Source organism: Methylophilus methylotrophus DSM 46235 = ATCC 53528 (genome assembly GCF_000378225.1).
In the GTDB taxonomy this organism is placed as follows: Bacteria; Pseudomonadota; Gammaproteobacteria; order Burkholderiales; family Methylophilaceae; genus Methylophilus; species Methylophilus methylotrophus.
On sequence record NZ_KB905142.1, the window covers coordinates 242,031 to 262,208 of the forward strand.

Sequence of the window (20,178 nt, forward strand, 5' to 3'; positions counted from 1 at the left end):
ACCGATTATAAAGTGAATCCAATGCGTAATTCTATCTTATTTGTGTTGGTTGTCGCATCTCTGGAGAGTGGGTGCGGTGCCAAGCTTCCTTCAGTCAAGCCTTTCAAGATGGAAGTTCAGCAAGGCAATGTTGTGACTTCCAAGATGTTGCTTCAGCTGCGACCGGGCATGACTCGTTCCCAAGTGCGCTATATCATGGGGACACCGCTAGTAGTCGATAGTTTCCGTGACAACCGTTGGGATTATTTTTACGAGCTGCGCAAGGAAGGAAAAGTGGTTGAAAAGCGCCGCGTGATTCTTGATTTCGACAAGGATAGCCTGGTGTCAGTACGCGGCGATGTGATTCCATCTGCTGAAAATCCTGAGATAAAAACAATCGCAGAAACACCTCAGAAGAAGGTTGGAGAAGCAAAAGATCAGAGTTGGACGGACAAGCTGAAGTTTTGGGAGTCTGAAGAAGCTGCGGCGAGTGATAAAGCAGCTGAATCAACTGTAGCCACTGCAGCGACGAATGAAAGCAAAGGCGCTGCACTCGCTAAGGATGAGGCAGCCGAATCTCAGAAAACCACGTCAGAGCCTGTCAAGGCCGAGCAAGAGGTATTGCCCTCGGCCACTGCAACAAATAATTCAGCTGCTGCAGCGACATTGGCTGAAGAAGAAGTGGTTCCCTACATTCCGGAGGGGGAGTATCAGGCTGCACCCACTCCAGAAGAGATGGCCAAGGGTAATCTGGATGTCAGTGAAAACCAGGTTACTGAGGCTAAGGCACATCCAGTGAATGAAAAGGAAATGGCTGCCCAAATTGCAGATACGGTTGAGCCACCACCCGTTTTTCAGCAGGAACCGATGGCAGAACCTATTGTAGCGGCTGAACCCGAACCCGTATTGCCACCGCCCGTAAAAGCCGAACCAGCTGTGAAGAATATCACAGCGCCAGTTGTTGCCGCAGCCACTGTTGCAGCGGCGGCAACCAAGACTGCTGAATCTGAGTCAGTTAAATCCAAACCTGTTGATCCTAAGCCTGTGGAAGCAAAAACCGCTGTATCAAAAACTGAAGTACAAACACCCGCGGCACAGGCACCTGCTGCGGCAGCGGCCGTTGAAGATGACGAGGTCATTCCATATATTCCCGAAGGTGAATATGTGGCTCCTGTCATTCCTAGTGAGGCCGAAATGGTTAAAGGCAATATGGCGGAGGCAAATGCACCTGCGACTGATGCTCAAGCGCGCCAGGTAACTGAAAAAGGGGTGGCACCCACATCGGATGCGGCAGCAGAGCCATCACCGACATTTGTCGCTGAGCAATTGCCAGAACCAGAGCCAGAACCTGAATTGCCACCGCCGCCTCCGCCATCCGTCAGCAAGCCTGTTGTGAGAGAGGTAGCGCCAGTGGCTGCGCTGGCAGCAGAAGAAGAGAAACCAGTCGCTGCGCAGCCTGAGACTGAGCAGCCGGCTGCCAAGGTTGTTGAGCCTGCATCGGTCGCCTCCCCTGTGGCGACGCCAGAAGCGCCAGCTGGTGATGCTGAAATCAACCAGGCTGTGGCGGCATGGGCACAAGCTTGGCGCAGCAAGGACATTAAAAACTACCTCGCTGCATATGCCCCTGACTTCATGCCAGAAGGGTTGCCTTCCAGAAAGGCATGGGAGTCGCAACGCAAACAGCGTTTATCTGCAGGCCAGGGTGCGATTACACTCGTACTAAATAATGTGCAGATTCAGCGTGACGGTACCACTGTCGCCGTGCAGTTTGAGCAAAAATATGCTGCTAAAGTTTATAAAGATGAATTGGTCAAAACACTGGAAATGCGTTACGAGCCAACGCAGAAACGTTGGTTGATCACACGTGAACGTGTTGCCCCTTTAACCGGTTTGCCAGTAGCGAGTGTGCCAACGACCCGTCTGCCAGCAGTCGCTGCAGCGTCATCCAATACGGATGTGGTCGAGTCAGCTGTGCCACCGACACAATCGACATCATCTGCGCCTGTAGCGGAAGTGAGTGTTGAATCAGCGATTGACGCCTGGGCACAGGCTTGGCGCAGTAAAAACATCAATGCTTACTTTGCGGCGTATTCTCCAGAATTTGTGCCGGAGGGATTGCCAAACAGAGGTGTCTGGGAAGCGCAACGTAAAAAGCGCTTGTCCCCACAGCAGGGCAAGATCAGCCTGGATGTCACGAATGTAAGCGTGAGCCGCGAAGGAGAAACAGCCGTGGCCACCTTTAGGCAGAAATATGCGTCTAAGGCCTATCGTGATGAAGTAGTGAAGCGTCTACAGTTAAAACTGGATGCTGCAAGCAATCGCTGGCTGATTGTGCGTGAAAGTACCGGTAGTGAGGCAGAAGTGCCAATGGGCAAGCAGTCAGTGAGTGCGCCAGAAGAGAGCTCGGAACATCAGGATGGTGCTCTGGAGCCGATCGGATTTTAATGGTCTGCTGATGTCGTGGTTTAAGTATTAAAAATAATTGAGTGAGTTATGTTGAAAGTAGTGATTGCTGGCGTGTCTGGTCGTATGGGACATGCCTTACTGGATGGAGTTTTTTCTGATAACGGCTTGCAGTTGCACGCGGCACTCGATCGTGCTGAAAGCGCCATGATAGGGCGGGATGCAGGCGAGCAGTTTGGCAAGGTCAGTGGCGTGAAAATCACGGCTGACATCCATGCCGCATTGGTCGGTGCCGATGTGCTGGTGGATTTCACGCGGCCGGAAGCCAGTATGCAATATTTACAAGCCTGCCAGCAAGCCAACGTTAAATTAGTGATTGGTACTACCGGGTTTAGTGAGGCAGAAAAGGCCAGTATTGAGGCTGCGTCCAAAAATATCGGTATCGTATTTGCTCCAAACATGAGCGTAGGGGTCACCCTCTTGATTAACCTGGTTGAGCAAGCCGCACGGGTGCTCAATGAAGGCTATGATATTGAGGTGGTTGAAATGCATCACCGCCATAAGGTGGATGCGCCTTCAGGCACGGCTTTACGGTTGGGTGAGGCTGCGGCAAAAGGGATTGATAAAGCGCTTAAAGATTGTGCTGTGTATGCGCGCGAAGGCGTGACTGGTGAACGCGAAGCGGGCACGATTGGTTTTGCAACCTTACGTGGTGGGGATGTGGTCGGTGACCATACGGTGGTTCTGGCTGGTGTGGGTGAGCGAGTAGAGTTAACGCATAAAGCATCAAGCCGTGCCACATTTGCACAAGGTGCGTTACGTGCGGCTAAATTTCTGGCTGATAAACCCAAGGGATTGTTTGATATGCGTGATGTGTTGGGATTTGAAAAGAACTGATCTTTAGTAGGCGATCCCGTCTGGCTAAGGTCTGGCAGGAATCGTCTGATGCTTCTGAGTTGCCCTTGAGTGGGCTGTCAATGTACGCTATAATGCTGTAATTCTGAAACGGGAAGAGTCGAACAAGCTTTTCCCGTTTTGCACATCTATTCACTGCAGCTTGAATTTCACTTCCAGCCATGGTGAACCCTCTAAAAGATGTGTTTCGTGTCAAACTTAAGGAGCTAAAGGTGTCAAAAACAATTCCAGCGATTCTCGTGTTAGCAGATGGAACTGTTTTTAAGGGCATTAGCATTGGCGCTTCCGGTCATACGGTAGGTGAGGTGGTGTTTAATACCTCCATCACCGGTTATCAGGAGATTCTTACCGATCCTTCCTATACCGAACAAATCGTGACACTGACCTATCCGCACATTGGTAACTACGGGACCAATCGTGAAGATGTGGAGTCAGGTAAAGTCTATGCTGCGGGTCTGATCATTCGTGACCTGCCCTTATTGGAAAGCAATTTCCGCAGTGAACAAAATCTCTCCGATTATCTCAAAGCCAACAACGTGGTGGCAATTGCAGATATCGATACGCGTAAACTGACACGCATCCTGCGTGAAAAAGGTGCGCAAGCAGGCTGTATCATGGCCGGTGAGCATGTAGATGAAGCGCAGGCGCTGGTGTATGCCAAGGGCTTCCCGGGGTTGGCTGGCATGGACCTGGCCAAGGTAGTCAGCTGTACTGAGCCTTACGAGTTTACCGAAGCTGAGTGGCAATTGGGTTCAGGCTACAGCAAAACAGCTGATTCCCAATACCATGTGGTGGCGTTTGATTATGGCGTGAAACGTAACATTCTGCGTATGCTGGTTTCACGCGGCTGTAAAGTGACGGTATTGCCAGCGCAAGCCACAGCCGAGCAAGCCTTAGCTTACAAGCCAGACGGCATTTTCCTTTCTAATGGCCCCGGGGACCCGGAGCCATGTGATTACGCGATCAAGGCCATTAAAACACTAGTGGATACCGGTATTCCAACCTTTGGGATTTGCCTGGGCCACCAGTTGCTGGCTTTAGCAAGCGGCGCCAAAACACTCAAGATGAAGTTTGGCCATCATGGTGCCAACCATCCGGTTCAAGATGTGGAAAGCAAGCGCGTTTACATTACCAGCCAAAACCATGGTTTTGCAGCTGATCCGGCAACATTGCCTGCGAATGTAAAAGTGACGCATGTGTCGCTGTTTGACGGTAGCTTGCAAGGCATTGCACGTACTGACAAACCGGCATTCAGCTTCCAGGGTCACCCTGAGGCCAGCCCCGGTCCGCAAGAAATGAGCGTGTTGTTTGACCGCTTTATCCAGTTAATGCAAGAAAGAAAGTCCATCTAATGGCAAAAAGAACTGACATTAAAAGTATTCTGATTATCGGTGCCGGTCCAATTGTCATTGGTCAGGCCTGTGAGTTCGATTATTCCGGTGCGCAAGCCTGTAAAGCCCTGCGCGAAGAAGGTTACCGTGTGATTTTGGTCAACTCCAATCCGGCTACCATCATGACTGACCCGGAAATGGCCGATGCGACCTATATCGAGCCGATTACCTGGCAAATCGTTGAAAAGATCATTGAAAAAGAACGTCCGGATGCACTGCTGCCAACCATGGGTGGCCAGACGGCACTCAATTGTGCGTTGGATCTGGACAAGCATGGCGTGTTGCAGAAATATAATGTTGAGCTCATTGGTGCTACCAAAGAAGCGATTGATAAAGCCGAAGACCGCCAGAAGTTTAAAGAAGCCATGACCAAAATTGGCCTGGGTTCTGCACGTTCAGCCATTGCGCACAGCTTGGAAGAGGCCTTGCAGGTACAAGCGACAATTGGTTACCCAGCGATTATTCGCCCTTCGTTCACCATGGGCGGCAGCGGTGGTGGGATTGCCTATAACCGCGAAGAGTTTATCGCCATTTGCGAACGCGGCCTGGATGCTTCTCCCACCAATGAATTACTGATTGAAGAGTCACTGTTGGGTTGGAAAGAGTACGAGATGGAAGTCGTCCGTGACAAAGCGGATAACTGCATCATCATCTGTTCGATTGAAAACCTCGACCCTATGGGCGTGCATACCGGTGACAGTATTACCGTTGCGCCAGCACAAACCCTGACCGATAAAGAATACCAGATCATGCGTAATGCTTCTTTGGCAGTGTTGCGCGAGATCGGTGTCGATACCGGTGGTTCCAACGTTCAGTTTGCCATCAACCCGAACGATGGCCGCATGATTGTGATCGAGATGAACCCGCGTGTGTCGCGCTCCTCTGCGCTGGCTTCCAAGGCAACCGGTTTCCCGATTGCCAAAGTGGCGGCCAAACTGGCGGTTGGCTTTACGCTGGACGAGTTGCGTAACGAAATTACGGGTGGTCAGACCCCAGCTTCATTTGAGCCATCGATTGACTATGTGGTCACCAAAGTGCCGCGGTTTGCCTTTGAGAAATTCCCCCAGGCCGATAGCCGCCTGACGACACAGATGAAGTCTGTGGGTGAAGTGATGGCCATGGGCCGTAGCTTCCAGGAATCTTTCCAAAAGGCCTTGCGTGGCCTGGAAGTCGGCGTGGATGGCCTGGATCCGGTGACGGATGACAAAGACCGCATCGTCAAGGAAATGGGCGAGCCTGGTCCTGAACGTATCTGGTACGTGGCAGATGCGTTCCGCCTGGGCATGAGCGTAGATGAGGTGTTTAATATCACTAAAATCGACCGCTGGTTCTTGGTGCAGATTGAAGAGATCATCAAACTTGAATTATCCCTGTCCAGCAAGTCCCTGGCAGACCTGAATAAAGAAACCTTGTTCAGGTTGAAGCGCAAAGGCTTCTCTGACCGCCGCCTGGCTAAACTGCTGAACACGGACCAGCATGCAGTGCGTGCTTTCCGTCAGGCGCTGAATGTTCGTCCGGTCTACAAGCGTGTGGATACCTGTGCGGCTGAATTCGCCACCAATACGGCATATATGTACTCGACTTACGAGGAAGAATGCGAATCCAACCCCTCAGACAAGAAAAAAATCATGGTTCTGGGTGGTGGTCCTAACCGCATTGGTCAGGGCATTGAGTTTGACTACTGCTGTGTTCATGCCGCGTTTGCAATGCGTGAAGATGGTTACGAAACCATTATGGTTAACTGTAACCCGGAAACCGTGTCTACCGACTACGATACTTCTGACCGCTTGTACTTTGAGCCAGTCACCTTGGAAGATGTACTGGAAATCGTCAATATCGAGAAACCGGTTGGTGTGATCGTGCAGTACGGTGGGCAAACGCCACTCAAACTGGCACGTGACCTCGAAAAAGCGGGCGTGCCCATTATTGGTACCACGCCTGATGCGATTGACCGGGCTGAAGACCGTGAGCGTTTCCAGCAGATGCTGCACAGCCTGAACCTCAAGCAGCCACCAAACCGTACGGCGCGTGCGCCAGAAGAAGCGATCCGCCTGGCGACCGAGATCGGTTATCCATTGGTCGTGCGTCCTTCTTATGTGCTGGGGGGTCGCGCGATGGAAATCGTGCATGAGCAAAGTCAGCTTGAGCGCTATATGCGTGAGGCGGTAAAAGTGTCCAACGAATCCCCAGTCTTGCTGGACCGCTTCCTCAATGATGCAATTGAAGTGGATGTAGATGCTCTGAGCGACGGTGAAGATGTCTTGATCGGCGGCATCATGCAGCACGTGGAGCAAGCCGGTGTGCACTCCGGTGATTCCGCCTGTTCATTGCCACCTTATAGTCTGAGTGATAGTTTACAAGATGAATTGCGCAGACAAACCGTGCAAATGGCGAAAGCGCTGGGCGTGAAGGGCCTGATGAACGTACAGTTTGCCGTGCAGAATACCGAGCAGGGTGAAGTAGTGTATGTGCTGGAAGTAAACCCGCGTGCCTCGCGTACTGTGCCGTTCGTTTCTAAAGCCTGTGGTTTGCAACTGGCCAAGATTGCTGCGCGTTGTATGGCGGGTCAGACCCTGAAATCACAAGGCGTGACCAAGGAAGTGATTCCGCCTTATTACTCTGTCAAGGAAGCCGTGTTCCCGTTCATCAAGTTCCCGGGTGTGGATACTATCCTGGGGCCTGAAATGAAATCAACTGGTGAAGTGATGGGCGTTGGTAACACTTTTGCAGAAGCATTCGTGAAGTCGCAATTGGGGGCATCTGTCAAAATGCCTACCGGCGGCAGGGCTTTCATCAGTGTGCGAAATGAAGACCACAAAAAAGTGATCGACATTGCTAAAGACTTGGTAAAGCTTGGCTTTACGCTGGTCGCGACCAAAGGTACCGCACGTGCGCTAGCTGAGAATGGATTGGATGTGACGCCTGTGAACAAGGTTGCCGAAGGTCGTCCGCATATTGTCGATATGATCAAGAACGATGAGATCAGTTTGATTGTCAATGTGACAGAAGACAAGAAAGCCATTACCGATTCTTACGAAATCCGTCGTAGCGCCTTGCAAAACAAGGTGACTTACTACACGACATTGGCGGGTGCACGTGCGGCGTGTATCGGTATGGCACAAAGTAAGGACATGGATGTCTACTCTGTGCAAGACTTGCACAAACGCCTTGCTTAACATACACTAGGCTTAATTGATATTTGAAATAAGCCACGCTCATCCGGGTGTGGTTTATTTTTTTTATACTCATTTTTTTGAAGGTATTTCAACATGGCAGTACATCAGATTCCTGTCACCGTGAGAGGTGCAGAATTGCTCAAAGAAGAATTACAACGTTTACGCGCTGTGGATAGACCCAACATTATCCAGGCGATTGCAGAGGCGCGTGCGCAGGGTGATTTGTCTGAAAATGCTGAGTATGAGTCAGCCAAAGAGCGCCAGAGTTTTATTGAAGGGCGTATCTCTGAGCTCGAAGCAAAGCTGTCCAATTTGCAGATCATCGATCCGACCACCTTGAACGCTGAAGGTCGCGTGGTGTTTGGCGCCACTGTCCGTTTTGAAGACCTAGATTCAGGGGATGCCAAAACTTACCAGATCGTTGGTGAGGATGAAGCTGATATCAAGAATGGTAAAATTTCAGTCAGCTCACCGATTGCACGTGGCCTGATTGGCAAATCAGAAGGTGAAGTGGTGGAAGTCCAGTCACCTGGTGGTATCAAAGAGTACGAAATTATCGAAGTACTTTACGTTTAAGCGTACGTTGTTTAGGAGTGCATAAGCATGGCCAGGCAATCAGGACTGACAGGTTGGTTGAATCCCTTGCTGCTAACATTCTGGGTGGGTGCTTTATGGATGACTGCCATCACCGCCAGCGTGTTGTTCCAGACGATTCCTGACCGCCAGCTCGCCGGACAAGTGGCGGGCCGATTGTTTAGTATTGTCAGCTATATCGGTCTGGGTAGTGGTTTATGGTTGTTGGTCCAACGCCTGGCAAGTGAGGGCTTTTCTGCCTTTAAGCAAGGCTTGTTCTGGGTGGTGCTGATTATGTGGGTACTGGTACTGATAGGCGAGTTTGGTATTCAGCCCTTGCTAGCCCAGTTAAAAGCCAGTGCGTTGCCAAATGACGTGATGCAAAGCGTATTTGCCAGCCGATTCAGGACTTGGCATGGCGTTGCCAGTATTGCTTACCTGGTTGAGTGTTTACTGGGAGTCTGGCTGGTGGTGAAATCCAGATAGGGGCAATAAAAAACGCGCAATTAAATGCGCGTTTTTTTTGATTGGTGCTGAATTTACAGTTTTGGAATGACGATCTTGGCAGAAGCTTTAACGGTTTCGCTGGCACGGTAAAATACCAGTTGTTTGCCAATATGGTGTACCGCAATCGCATTCGCTTTATCGGCGATTTCTTCCAGCAGGGATTTGCGCAGTTGGCGGTCATCCCCTGCAACTTGTACTTTAATCAGTTCGTGGGCATTAAGACTGACATCAATTTCTTTTAACACGGCTTCGGTCAAGCCGTTATTGCCTATCATGACCACAGGATTTAAATTGTGTGCCAGGCCACGTAAATAAGCGATTTGTTTGCTGTTTAATTGCATGCAAAAATATTCCTTGAAAACAGTCCGCATTTTAGCATGAAGCAGGAATTCCCCCTATGAAACCCTCCAAAACCAGTAAGGCATGGATGCAAGAGCATCTCAATGACGAGTTTGTGAAGCGCGCACAAAAAGATGGTTACCGCGCCCGTGCCGCCTATAAACTACTGGAGATTGACGATAAAGATAAACTGATTAAGCCAGGGATGACGGTAGTGGACCTGGGCTCCACACCTGGCAGTTGGTCACAAGTGGCAGTGCAGCGTATTAAGGGTCAAGGACGGGTCATCGCACTCGATATCTTGGACATGCATCCTATCCCTGGGGTGGACTTTATTTGCGGTGATTTTCGCGAAGAAGAGGTGCTGAAAAAACTCGAATCCTCACTCAATGGCAAACTAGTGGACCTGGTCATTGCCGATATGGCACCGAATATGAGCGGCGTAAAGGATGTGGACCAGGCCGGTGCAACATATTTGACCGAGCTCGCGCTCGATTTTTGTCAGCAATGGTTGAAACCGGGCGGCCATTTTCTGGTCAAAGTTTTCATTGGCAGCGGATTCGAGGAAATTGTGAAACAGATGCGCGGCCAGTTTGAAAAAGTGGTTACGCGCAAGCCGAAAGCTTCACGTGACCGCAGCAGTGAAGTCTATTTGCTGGGGCAGCATCGAAAACCTTGAAATGCAGGGCTTTTACACGTTTAGTTTTCGTCGCACAAGCAAAAAATTGGGTATACAATGCCATCAAGGCTTGAAATATTTGGTTTTGCCTCCATTGTTTTCTTAGGGATTCTCCCTGCCTTTTGTTTTTAAAGTTAAGGAACCACTTTGAATAATCTACTGAAGAATATCGCGATTTGGGTAGCTATCGCCTTGTTGCTGATGACGGTATTTAATCAATTCAACGGCACGGGCAGGAGTAGCGGTCAGGTGGTTTACTCGCAGTTTATGCAAGAGGTCAAAGATGGCCGCGTTGCCAAAGTACAGATTGATGGCCGCTCGCTGCATGTGACAACCAATGAAGGCAAAACCTACGATACATTCTCGCCTTCAGATCCATGGTTGGTCTCCGACCTGCTCAAAAATAACGTGATTGTGGAAGCCAAACCAGAAGAGCATGAATCCATGCTCATGAGCATTTTCGTGTCCTGGTTCCCGATGATCCTGCTGATTGGCGTCTGGATTTTCTTCATGCGTCAGATGCAAGGTGGCGGCAAGGGTGGTGGGCCATTCTCATTTGGCAAGAGCAAGGCGCGTCAATTGGACGAGTCTAACAATAGTACAACCTTTGCCGATGTGGCGGGGTGCGACGAAGCCAAGGAAGAAGTGGCTGAACTGGTCGAATTCCTGAAAGACCCTAGTAAGTTCCAGAAACTGGGTGGCCGCATTCCACGTGGCGTATTGATGGTAGGCCCACCAGGAACTGGTAAAACCTTGCTGGCTCGTGCGATTGCGGGTGAAGCCAAGGTACCATTCTTCAGCATTTCTGGTTCAGACTTTGTTGAAATGTTTGTTGGCGTGGGTGCTGCACGTGTGCGTGACATGTTTGAAACCGCCAAGAAAAACTCGCCTTGTATCGTGTTTATCGATGAGATCGATGCCGTCGGCCGTCATCGTGGTGCCGGTACCGGTGGCGGTAATGATGAACGCGAACAAACCCTGAACCAGATGCTGGTTGAGATGGATGGCTTCGAAGCAAACTCAGGCGTCATCGTGATTGCTGCAACAAACCGTGCCGATGTGCTGGATAAAGCGTTATTGCGTCCAGGCCGTTTTGACCGTCAGGTGATGGTTGGCTTGCCAGATATCAAAGGCCGTGAGCAAATCCTCAATGTGCATATGCGCAAAGTGCCAATTGACCCGGACGTTAAAGCCGATATCCTGGCACGTGGTACACCAGGCTTCAGTGGTGCTGACTTGGCGAACCTGGTGAACGAAGCTGCCCTGTTTGCTGCGCGCCGTAACAAACGTACGGTAGACATGCAGGATTTTGAAGATGCCAAAGACAAAATCTTCATGGGCCCTGAGCGCAAGTCTATGGTCATGCGTGAGGAAGAGCGCTTGAATACGGCTTATCACGAGTCTGGTCATGCGGTGGTGGCTAAATTGCTGCCTAAAGCTGATCCGGTTCACAAGGTAACGATTATGCCGCGTGGCTGGGCTTTGGGCTTGACCTGGCAGTTGCCTGAGCACGACCGTATCAGCAACTACAAAGACAAAATGCTGGAAGATATTTCGATTCTGTTCGGTGGTCGTATTGCCGAAGAGATTTTCATGAATCAAATGTCTACTGGTGCATCGAATGACTTTGAACGTGCGACAAAAATGGCACGTGATATGGTCACCAAGTTTGGTATGTCTGACACCTTGGGTACGATGGTTTACGCTGGTAGTGAGCAGGATTCATGGATGGGCAGCATGTCTTCCCGTACCGTGTCTGAGGCGACACAGCAAAAAGTGGATGCTGAGATCCGCCGTATCCTCGACGAGCAATATGCGATTGCGCGTAAATTGCTGGAAGATAACCGCGATAAGGTAGAGGCCATGACCAAGGCGTTGATGGAATTTGAAACCATTGACGCTGACCAGATCAACGACATTATGGCTGGTTTACCAGTCCGTGCGCCTAAACAGAAAAATGGCCCAACCATGACTTCTGGCGGTAGCGGCACTGGTACCATCGTCAACCCTACGCCACAACCGACGGCGAAAGGTGATGGCGCCGAAAGTAATGTCTAGAATGGTGTGCCGGGTGTTTTATCCCCCGGCATTCAGTTAAAATAACAAGGCTGGCAGTTGCCAGCCTTTTTGTTTTGTGGAATTCAATGGACATGCTGTTTCACTGTGGACGCTTTCATCTCAATGTCGAGTCACCCAAAGTCATGGGTATCGTCAACGTCACGCCAGATTCCTTTTCGGATGGTGGCCAGTTTGACCAGCGAGATGCAGCCCTCGCGCATGCGCTGGAACTGATCGAACAAGGCGCAGATGTGTTGGATATTGGTGGTGAGTCTACTCGGCCAAATGCAACACCTGTGCCCCTTGAGGAAGAGTTGCGACGTGTCATCCCAGTGATTGAAGCACTGGTAGCGCGAGATATTCCAGTCCCGATTTCAATTGATACCTATAAACCCGCTGTCATGCGTGCTGCGATTGCTGCTGGTGCCAGCATCGTGAATGACATACGAGGCTTGCAGGAAGAGGGCGCACTGGAGGCTGTGGCTAATAGCGATGCTGGCGTGTGCATCATGCATATGCAGGGCACGCCGCAAACCATGCAAATTGCCCCGCACTATGAAGATGTGGTCGCCGAAGTGAAGCAGTTTTTACGTGTACAACGCGATACTTGTTTGTCGGCAGGCATTGCCCCTCAGCGCATCATGCTGGATCCCGGTTTTGGCTTTGGCAAAACCAGGGCGCATAATATCGCACTGGCCAAAGCATTACCGCAGTTGCTGGAGTTGGGTTGCCCGTTATTGGTGGGATTATCCCGCAAGTCTGTTCTGGGACAAATGACTGGCAACGATGTCGATGCCCGTTTGCATGCCAGTGTGGCTGCAGCGGTGATTAGCGCCATGCACGGCGCGCATTTGCTGAGAGTGCACGATGTCAAGGCGACAGTCGAAGCGCTTAAAGTCGTTGCCGCGCTGAAATAGCAGATAAAAATAAGCAAGCACAACAAATTAGAGCAAGAAAAATTGTAAAGGATAAGAGCGATGAGTAAACAGTATTTTGGCACCGATGGCATTCGCGGCCGTGTCGGCGAATCTGTCATTACCCCGGAGTTTGTCATGAAGCTGGGTTATGCTGCCGGACGCGTATTAGCTAATCACGAGCATTTACCTGCAGGTAAAAGGCCAACGGTACTCATAGGGAAAGATACCCGTATTTCAGGTTATATGCTGGAAGCTTCGCTGGAGGCTGGCTTGTCAGCAGCAGGTGTGGATGTGTTGCTGACGGGTCCTATGCCAACGCCCGCCGTTGCCTATTTGACACGCGCCTTGCGTGCGCAGGCCGGCATCGTCATCTCAGCTTCGCATAACCCTTATTATGATAATGGCATCAAGTTTTTTTCAGCACAAGGTACTAAATTGCCTGATGACATTGAGCATGCGATTGAAGCCGAGCTAGGCAAGCCTATGCAGGTCATGGAGTCTGCAGAGTTAGGCAAGGCTAAGCGTGTAGACGACGCGGCAGGCCGTTATGTCGAATTCTGTAAAAGCACTTTCCCTAACCACCTGGATCTGCGCGGCCTTAAAATTGTGCTCGATTGCGCCCATGGTGCGACTTACCACGTTGCGCCCGATGTGTTTCATGAATTAGGTGCAGAGGTGATTGCCATCGGTAACCATCCGGATGGCCTAAATATCAACGAAAATGTAGGTTCCACCCATCCGCAGGCCCTGCAAAAAGCCGTGGTCGAGCATCAGGCAGATCTTGGTATTGCTTTTGATGGCGACGGTGACCGCGTCATGATGGTCGATGGTACAGGCAACTTGCTGGATGGCGACCAGTTGCTGTATATCATCGCCATGGGCCTGTATGCCAAAGGTAAGCTAAAAGGCGGCGTTGCAGGCACCCTGATGACCAATCTGGCCCTGGAGCACGCCTTGCAGAAACACCAGATCCCGTTTGCACGGGCGAAAGTAGGTGACCGTTACGTCCTTGAACTGCTCCAGGATAAAAACTGGAAATTGGGTGGCGAGAACTCCGGCCATATCCTCACCCTGGACAAACACACCAGTGGCGATGCCATTATTGCTGCCTTGCAAGTGCTACAATCCTTGCGTGAGAGCAGGAAAACCTTGCAACAGTTAGGGGCCGATTTGACCCTGTACCCGCAAGTGCTGATCAACGTGACCACCAAACAAAAACTGGATTTAAACCAGGATGCCGTGCAGAACGCTGTGCAGCAAGCCGAGCAGGCACTTAATGGCGAAGGCCGTGTGCTGTTACGTGCTTCTGGCACCGAGCCTAAAATCAGGGTCATGGTCGAAGGTCTCAATCCAACCTTGGTACAAACACAGGCGGAGCAATTGGCAGACGTGATCCGCCAGCTGGCTGCCTAAATCTTCCAGGAGCTAGTATGGACACCTTTAGCCACGCGTTGTGGGGTTACGGCCTGTTTGGATTCCGTAAGTCTCCCCGATTAGCTTATCCAAAGTTTGCGGCGCTGATGGGTGCCATGCCTGACCTGATTTCCTTTGGTGCGCTTTTTTTCATGCGTGTGATTGATGGCAGCTATACGTGGGGAAAACCAGCGCTGGCAACCTTGCCTGCCTGGATTTACCCGGCCTATAACGTTGGACACAGTTTTGTGGTTGCATTCACCGTGATTGGCCTGGTAGCTATCTGGCGCAAAGAGATTGCCTTTGCCATGCTGGCTTGGCCATTCCATATTACGCTGGACTTTCCTTTCCATAGCCTGGAATACTTTCCAACGCCCATGTTCTGGCCGGTTTCAGATTTCAGGATGGACGGCATCCCATGGTCGCACTGGTATATCTGGTTTCCAAATGTTGCAGGCATCATTATCCTGCTGGCTTATCGTGACAGGCAAAGGCGAAAAGCATTACGTCAGTTATAAAAAAACGGGATTATCGCCCGTTTTCATTAAGCAGCCAGTTGCCCCTGACCTTGATAAACGGTGAGGTGAGGGAAAGGAATCTCAATCTGTTGGGCATCAAATGCGTTTTTAATACGTTTGAGGTATTCACGCTTAATCGTCCATTGTTCCAGTGGTCGGACTTTGATACGGCAACGGATAATGACAGCAGATTCTGCCAGGTTATCGACGCCGGCAATTTCCAGCTTGTCGAGCACCTTATTTTGCAATGCCTCATCTTGCACAATAGCAGCCCCCACTTCATGCATGATCTGCATGACCTTGGCGATATTTTCATCATAGCCTACGCGAATATCCATCACCGCATAAGCAAAATCGCGTGAGCGGTTGGTGACTGTCGTAATCTGGCCATTAGGTACATAATGGACATTGCCCTCGTAATCGCGCATTTTGATATACCGTAAGGTAATTTCTTCGACCAGCCCGGCTTTGCCAGCAATCTCTACCACATCATCCTTGCGAATCTGGTTTTCCAGCAATAAAAAGAATCCGTTGAAGTAATCCTTGACCAGGCTTTGTGCACCGAAGCCGATAGCCAAACCTACGACACCGGCTGCTGCCAGTACCGGGGCAATCGAAATGCCCAGCTCATGCAGGATTTCTACCACGGTAATGGCCAGGATCACCGTAGTGACAATATAGCGCAGCACCATGCTCAGTGTATTCAGGCGTTTGATTTCTTCGAGGTTGTCCACTTGTCTGGCATTCAACTTATCCCGTAATTTAACAATGAGTTTTTTGCTCAGGCGATTGAGAAAGTAGGCAACCCCTATAATGAGGAAAATGCGTAACAGGGTTTTGATCAGTGCCAACATTTCCGCTGGATTTTCGATGCCTAAATAAGTAAACCAAGACATTGTGTTTAATATTCCTTTCAAATGAGTGGTTAGGTAGATAGCCAGTAGGCCGTGAGTTTAGGGATGGTCAGGAAGTCTGATTCTGGGATGATTTGCTGACCGCTATATAACTCTGTCAGTACAGCGCCTTTAAACAGGCCTTTTTGCCGGAACGATTGTAAAGGGACGGATTGTGGTGAGGTATCAAAATTGGCGACCACCACCACTTTGGAATGCATGCCGGTTTGTACAAAACGGTGGAAGGCAAACAAATGTGGGTTTTCCAGTGTAATCAATTCGCGGTTATTTAAATCCGCAAACGCAGAAATCTCCTTGCGGATGGCGATCAATTGCTTGATCTGGCTGAACAGGCGTTGTTGAATGGTGCCGGGCTCATTCCTGAGCGCCATCACTTCCCAATCCAGCGTGGGCCTGTGCACCCAGCGGTTATCATGCATTTTGTTTTCATCTTGCAAATAACTGTCATTGTTCAGTGTGCCTACTGCATCGCCATAGTAAATCAATGGAATGCCGCCAAATGACATGATCAAGTTATGCAGCAGGATGATGGTCATCATCGCATTTTCAATGGCTGACTGATCCTGATAGTCAAGCGCAGTTTCCAGGCCGGCCAGGGATGCGAGCGCACCAGAAATTCTGGCATCCCCTGTTTTCTTGTTGACGCCAAAAGCGAAGCCCCTGGCATTGGATTCAGGATAGCGTCCCGTGTAATAGTCCACCAGGAAGCGACGGTGTGAGACTGGATCAAAACCCGCCTCAATAATGGCTTTGTCGCTAAAGCCTAAGCCGATATCGTCATGGCAACGCACATAGTTCAACCAGGTGGCGCGGTCCAGTTTTTCCGGCAAATCTTCCACACCTTTGGTCAGTAGCACCGTCTGTTTGGTCGCCACTGCATCCCAGAGCAGGGCCATGAAGGTAGCGTTGTAGGCGATTTCGCATTCCTTGGCATTAATCGCATCTTCCCCAAAATATTTGATGATTTCGGTAGGGGCCACAATGGCTTCTGCGATAAAGATGACGCCTGGTGCAGTCACCTGGCAGCAATCTTTCAACAGTTGCAGAATCAGGTGGGCTTCCCGTTCATTCTGGCAACTGCTGCCTATTTTTTTCCATAAAAAGGCAACCGCATCCAGCCGCAGGATATCCACGCCCTTATTGGCCCAGAACAGGACAATATCCACCATTTCGATGAATACCGCCGGGTTGCTGTAATTCAAGTCCCATTGATAATGGTTGAACACTGTCATCACCCATTTGCCAGTGTCGGGGTTTAACGTGAAGCTTCCGGGTGCCTGTTCGGGAAAAACCTCAGGCATAGCAGCCTCGAACATATCTGGCAGGGTCCGGTCAGGGTACATATAATAGTAATCTTGGTACTGCTGGTCACCTTGCTTGGCTTTAAGGGCCCACTCATGCTCATCCGAGGTGTGGTTGACGACCACATCCAGCGTCAGCAACATATCACTCTGTTGCATGGCCGCAATCAACTGTTCCAGATCTTCCATGGTGCCATTACGTGCATCTACTTTCCTGAAGTCGCGCACGGCATAACCGCCATCGTTCTGTAGTTCCGGGCAATCGCAGAGCGGCATAATATGCACCAGGTTGATGCCCAGCTCCTGCAGGTATGGCAGGCGTTCACGCATACTGGCCAGGTTGCCGGCAAAGCCCTGACAATACAACGCCATCCCCACCCATTTTTGCTGCATGAACCAGTCATGGTTTTTTTCCCGCTCCAGGTCCTTGGCTCTTAAATGGGGAGCGCGTTGCGCATATTGCTGCGCCAGCACATTCACCAGCTTGCCAAGCTGTTCTTTAAAGTCAGCGCGTTGTCCGTATAAGTGCTGAAACAGCGAGTGGATGGCATAGAAATTAGCCCCCAGCCGGGTATAAAAATGTTGCCAATCTTCGCCTTTGGGTTGTTTGAATTGGGTCAGGATGTCATTCAACAAAGAATGTGAGATTTGCTCATACATGTCTTAGGCTCCTTCAACAACTGTTTCACTTTTGTGGTCCGGGGTTCCACCATGATCCTTGCTGATAGGCTTACCAAATTTGTAATGCTGCATGCCCTCCAGGATGCCGTTTGCATGAGTGGCTTCGGCAAAATAAATACCGGGGATGCCCTTGAGGTGAGAGAGGTCTTCACTGTAGTTACCTACTACCACCGCCATGGTGTCGCCGATGAGCATTTCAATATCATTGCCGGAATCACCAGAAACCAGGAAATTGGTTAATGGCAACCCCCATTTATAGGAGAGGTAACGGATAGCGTGACCTTTGGAAGCACGTATCGGCAAAATATCTAGAAACTCGCCATGAGAGTAAATCACCTGCGCATGCAAACCATGACCGCGTAAATGCTGGCTGATTTTGTCCGCTCCCGGCATTTTTTTTGGGTCTACCACATAAGAAATCTTGAATTCGCGCTGGTTTTCAGGTGCCTGCAAGCGTATGCCGGGGACTTCCTGCATGGCCTTCAACACATCGTCACGCCGCCATAAGTGGCGGATATGGTTAGCCCAGCCAATATCCGGAATCTGACGTATGCCATAATGAATTTCGGAGCCGACCGAAGTGATCAACACATCGGGAATTGGGATGCGGTTTTTACGCAAGATATCAATCGCGCTTTCGAGCGGGCGCCCGGTGGCGATACCAAAAACGGTATAACTGCCGTTGGCAATTAGCCACTCAACCAAGGCTTCGTGTCCAGCACGGTTGCCGAGCAGGGTATTATCAATATCGGTGATAAAAGCATGCTGTGCCAGAGGAATCGTAGACTTACCGCTATGCAGGGCAATCTGTTGCTTACGCAAGTTTTTACGCTGCTTGCGCAATAATGCATTTACCTCTTTTAGGTATTTACTCACGTGACCCTCCCACGTGTAGTGACGCTTGACGTTTAACACGCCATTCTTAGCCCATTTGCGCCAGCGGGCTTTATCCGTCAATGCAGAGAGTAATGCCTCCCCAATTGCTTCACTACTTAGGGTGTCGACTAGCAAGCCGTGATGGCAATTGGTTAAAATATCCCGTGGACCACCATCATCCGGTGCAATGACAGGCAGACCGCAAGCACCAGCTTCCAGCAAGGTTAATCCAAACGGTTCGGTAAAGGCGGCATTGATAAAAATACCGCGGCTTTTTGCTGCCATGCGGTACATTTCGGGCACGTCTTCCTGGGCATGGTTTTTAGGAATCGCCACCTTGCCCCAGAGGTCATAACTGTCAATATCAAGCAGCAAGTCATTGAGCACAGCCGCCTGCGATTTTTCCAGTTCGCGGATATTCTCGCGGCTACCTGCTACCAGCACCAGATTGGCACGTTTTTGCAGTGCTTGGTTATTGGCGTAGGCAGCGACCAGGCCTTTGATGTTTTTACGTACTTCCGGACGGCAGATACACAAAATCATCGGTTTTTTGGGGTTTTCTAAAAAACGGTTGATGCTGTGTTCAACCGTGTCGGAAATGGGGCGCCTGCCAGGCGGTGAAAAACGTGAAGTATCTGTACCAGGTGGAATCACGCGGAAACGCTTGAGGTCTGGCTGCGAATACATGCCATATTGCAATTCCACTTCTTGCCGCGTACTGGTGACGATCATGGAAGCATGTTGAATCAGCGCTTCTTCCTCGGCAATCCGCCGCTCAAAGTTAAACTGTTTTTCAATATTTGCGGCTTTACGGCCACTTGAAAGCAAACGTTCCTGCTTGGGCTTACCCAGCGAATGCCCGGTATGAATCAGCGGAATACCCAATAACATGGACAACTGACGGCCCACGTATCCTGCGTCGGCATAATGGGAGTGAATCACGTCCGGCAAACGGCCTTGCTGGCGCAAATAATGCAGGCAGCGGTCTACCATCTGGTCCAGATGCGGCCACAGGGTTTCCTTTCGCATATAACGCTTGGGGCCACACGGGAAGCGGATAATCCGGGCTTTTTCACTGAGCTGCTCTTGAGGCAGGGAGTAATCAGGCGAGATATTGGGATCTTCAATCAAGCGCGTCATTAATTCGACTTTACCCACTTGCGGGTGCTCAGCCAATGCCCTCGCCAAGTCCAGCACATAGGTGCATTGCCCGCCAGTATCAGCGTCGACGCCAAGTTCAAGCTGCTCGCCCCTGATTAAACCGTGAACGCTGATCAGCAACACATAGAGCTGGTCATTTTTTTGTTGATGTTGTGTACGCATGTTTACCCTTACCACCAATGAGAACCGTGAGGGCAACCGAGCGGTATGCCGATTGCCAAATGCTAGCCGCAGGTCGCGACAATGAAGACAACGTGATGCAACATTGTTTGATTTATTCTGAGGCATCAACGCCAGTGTCAGCTTTCACGATGGAAGGCTTGTCATGACAGGATTCAATTCCAGGTCTCAATGCCGCTAACTTACAAAATTCTTTA

Annotated in this window: 15 protein-coding genes; 11 read left to right on the forward strand and 4 right to left on the reverse strand. The window is 50.4% G+C overall.

Annotation, left to right across the window (positions count from 1 at the left end):
- Window positions 1-21: 21 nt before the first annotated feature.
- The 6 genes from F463_RS0107715 (at window position 22) to F463_RS0107745 (ending at window position 8,923) form a co-directional block, all read left to right on the forward strand.
- A complete protein-coding gene (locus F463_RS0107715; RefSeq protein WP_051082061.1) occupies window positions 22-2,424 on the forward strand; it encodes a L,D-transpeptidase Cds6 family protein in 2,403 nt (800 codons plus the stop codon).
- A 48-nt stretch (window positions 2,425-2,472) separates the two neighbouring features.
- On the forward strand, window positions 2,473-3,279 hold the full coding sequence (dapB, locus tag F463_RS0107720) for a 4-hydroxy-tetrahydrodipicolinate reductase (RefSeq protein ID WP_018986496.1): 807 nt from the start codon (window positions 2,473-2,475) through the stop codon (window positions 3,277-3,279).
- A 230-nt stretch (window positions 3,280-3,509) separates the two neighbouring features.
- A complete protein-coding gene (gene carA / locus F463_RS0107725; RefSeq protein ID WP_018986497.1) occupies window positions 3,510-4,649 on the forward strand; it encodes a glutamine-hydrolyzing carbamoyl-phosphate synthase small subunit in 1,140 nt (379 codons plus the stop codon).
- The gene (gene carB, locus F463_RS0107730; protein ID WP_018986498.1) at window positions 4,649-7,864 is read left to right on the forward strand and encodes a carbamoyl-phosphate synthase large subunit; all 3,216 of its coding nucleotides are present in this window, start codon (window positions 4,649-4,651) and stop codon (window positions 7,862-7,864) included. The genes carA and carB overlap by 1 nt, the downstream gene beginning before the upstream one ends.
- Before the next feature lie 93 nt (window positions 7,865-7,957).
- Window positions 7,958-8,440, forward strand: a complete 483-nt coding sequence (greA, locus tag F463_RS0107740) for a transcription elongation factor GreA (RefSeq protein ID WP_018986500.1) — start codon at window positions 7,958-7,960, stop codon at window positions 8,438-8,440.
- A gap of 27 nt (window positions 8,441-8,467) precedes the next feature.
- On the forward strand, window positions 8,468-8,923 hold the full coding sequence (locus F463_RS0107745; protein ID WP_018986501.1) for a DUF4149 domain-containing protein: 456 nt from the start codon (window positions 8,468-8,470) through the stop codon (window positions 8,921-8,923).
- 53 nt (window positions 8,924-8,976) lie between these two features.
- Here the strand turns inward: F463_RS0107745 and yhbY are convergent, their stop codons facing one another.
- Window positions 8,977-9,285: a ribosome assembly RNA-binding protein YhbY gene (gene yhbY / locus F463_RS0107750; RefSeq protein WP_018986502.1), complete on the reverse strand. Its 309-nt coding sequence runs from the start codon at window positions 9,283-9,285 to the stop codon at window positions 8,977-8,979.
- Window positions 9,286-9,341: 56 nt separating this feature from the next.
- Between yhbY and rlmE the strand changes: the two genes are divergently transcribed.
- The 5 genes from rlmE (at window position 9,342) to F463_RS0107775 (ending at window position 14,868) form a co-directional block, all read left to right on the forward strand.
- Complete coding sequence (gene rlmE, locus F463_RS0107755; RefSeq protein WP_018986503.1) at window positions 9,342-9,962, forward strand: 23S rRNA (uridine(2552)-2'-O)-methyltransferase RlmE; 621 nt, start codon at window positions 9,342-9,344, stop codon at window positions 9,960-9,962.
- A 147-nt stretch (window positions 9,963-10,109) separates the two neighbouring features.
- Entirely contained in the window at window positions 10,110-12,020 is a 1,911-nt protein-coding gene (gene ftsH, locus F463_RS0107760; RefSeq protein ID WP_018986504.1) for an ATP-dependent zinc metalloprotease FtsH, read from the forward strand.
- A gap of 92 nt (window positions 12,021-12,112) precedes the next feature.
- The gene (folP, locus tag F463_RS0107765; protein WP_026295430.1) at window positions 12,113-12,937 is read left to right on the forward strand and encodes a dihydropteroate synthase; all 825 of its coding nucleotides are present in this window, start codon (window positions 12,113-12,115) and stop codon (window positions 12,935-12,937) included.
- Between the two features lie 60 nt (window positions 12,938-12,997).
- A complete protein-coding gene (glmM, locus tag F463_RS0107770; RefSeq protein WP_018986506.1) occupies window positions 12,998-14,350 on the forward strand; it encodes a phosphoglucosamine mutase in 1,353 nt (450 codons plus the stop codon).
- 17 nt (window positions 14,351-14,367) lie between these two features.
- Window positions 14,368-14,868 carry a hypothetical protein gene (locus F463_RS0107775; RefSeq protein ID WP_018986507.1) on the forward strand — a complete coding sequence of 167 codons (501 nt, stop codon included), beginning with the start codon at window positions 14,368-14,370 and terminating at the stop codon, window positions 14,866-14,868.
- 26 nt (window positions 14,869-14,894) lie between these two features.
- Here F463_RS0107775 and F463_RS0107780 read toward each other — a convergent pair whose 3' ends face one another.
- From F463_RS0107780 to F463_RS0107790, 3 genes are read right to left on the reverse strand one after another with little or no spacing between them, the layout of a single operon-like run.
- A complete protein-coding gene (locus tag F463_RS0107780; RefSeq protein WP_018986508.1) occupies window positions 14,895-15,764 on the reverse strand; it encodes a mechanosensitive ion channel family protein in 870 nt (289 codons plus the stop codon).
- 29 nt (window positions 15,765-15,793) lie between these two features.
- Window positions 15,794-17,743, reverse strand: a complete 1,950-nt coding sequence (locus tag F463_RS0107785) for an alpha-amylase family protein (RefSeq protein ID WP_018986509.1) — start codon at window positions 17,741-17,743, stop codon at window positions 15,794-15,796.
- Between the two features lie 3 nt (window positions 17,744-17,746).
- Window positions 17,747-19,963, reverse strand: a complete 2,217-nt coding sequence (locus tag F463_RS0107790) for an HAD-IIB family hydrolase (protein WP_018986510.1) — start codon at window positions 19,961-19,963, stop codon at window positions 17,747-17,749.
- Between the last annotated feature and the right edge of the window lie 215 nt (window positions 19,964-20,178).